Source organism: Streptomyces prasinopilosus, from assembly GCF_001419695.1.
GTDB classification, from domain to species: domain Bacteria; phylum Actinomycetota; class Actinomycetes; order Streptomycetales; family Streptomycetaceae; genus Streptomyces; species Streptomyces prasinopilosus.
Genome location: NZ_LIRG01000995.1, coordinates 1 through 1,444 on the forward strand (window position 1 = coordinate 1; position 1,444 = coordinate 1,444).

The following is a 1,444-nucleotide window of genomic DNA, read 5'->3' on the forward strand; positions in this document are numbered from 1 at the left end:
CTCGCCGAGGCCGTCGCCGCCGAACTCTGCCCCGAGGCGCCCCGCCACGAGTCCGACGCGCCCCTCACGGTCACCGTGGAGGGCCTGCTCGGCACCCACCCCCGCATCACCGACCGGCGCCTCACCCTCCGCCTGGACGCATTCCTCGCCTGCACCGAGGAGTTCAGGGACCGCGAGACCCCCGCCTTCCGTGCCTTCCAGCGCCGCCGCACCGCCCTGGTCACCGCCGAACGCGCCCGGCTGCGCCTGGACGACCACCGCCCGCGCGTGATGTCGTCGTTCGTCCGCAACCGCCTCGTCGACGAGGTCTACCTCCCGCTCGTCGGGGACAGCCTCGCCAAACAGCTCGGCACCACCGGCGAGTCCGGACGCACCGGCACCGGCGGCCTGCTGCTCCTGGTCTCCCCGCCCGGCTACGGCAAGACCACCCTCATGGAGTACGTCGCCGACCGGCTGGGCCTCGTCCTGGTGAAGATCAGCGGCCCGGCCCTCGGCCACTCCGTGACCTCCCTCGACCCGGCCGAGGCGCCGAACGCCACCGCGCGCCAGGAGGTCGAGAAGATCAACTTCGCGCTGGCCGCCGGCAACAACACCCTCCTCCACCTCGACGACATCCAGCACACCTCGCCCGAACTCCTCCAGAAGTTCATCCCCCTGTGCGACGCCACCCGCCGCGTGGAGGGCGTGTGGCAGGGCGAGCCGCGCACCTACGACCTGCGGGGCAAGCGCTTCGCCGTCTGCATGGCCGGCAACCCCTACACCGAGTCCGGCGACCTCTTCCGGGTGCCCGACATGCTGGCCAACCGCGCCGACGTGTGGAACCTCGGCGACGTCCTCACCGGCAAGGAGGACGCCTTCGCCGCCAGCTTCGTGGAGAACGCGCTCACCGCCAACCCGGTGCTCGCCCCGCTCGCCGCCCGCGACCGCGGCGACCTCGACCTGCTGATCCGCCTCGCCGAGGGCGACCCCACCGCCCACGCCGACCGGCTCACGCACCCGTACGCGCCCACCGAACTGGAGCGCGTCCTCACCGTCCTGCGCCACCTGCTCACCGCCCGCCGCACCGTCCTCGCGGTCAACGAGGCCTACATCGCCTCCGCCGCCCGGTCCGACGACGCCCGCACCGAGCCGCCGTTCCGGCTCCAGGGCTCCTACCGCAACATGAACAAGATCGCCCAGCGGATCCAGCCGGTCATGAACGACGCCGAACTCTCCGCCGTCGTCGACGACCACTACGCGGCCGAGGCGCAGACCCTCACCACCGGCGCCGAGGCGAACCTGCTCAAGCTCGCCGAGTTGCGCGGCACGCTCACCGCCGAGCAGGCCGGCCGCTGGGCCGAGGTCAAGGCCGCCCACGTGCGCACCCGCGCCCTCGGCGGCCCCGACGGCGACGCCCTCACCCGCGCGGTCGCCGCCCTCGCCCTCCTCGGCGACCGCGCGGGTG

The 1,444-nt window shown here is 73.7% G+C and carries 1 protein-coding gene; it reads left to right on the forward strand.

The window, feature by feature from the left end; all coding sequences use genetic code 11:
• Positions 1–1,444, forward strand: a 1,444-nt coding sequence (locus AOK18_RS29465; RefSeq protein WP_157865295.1) for an AAA family ATPase, incomplete at both ends; no start/stop codon positions are given.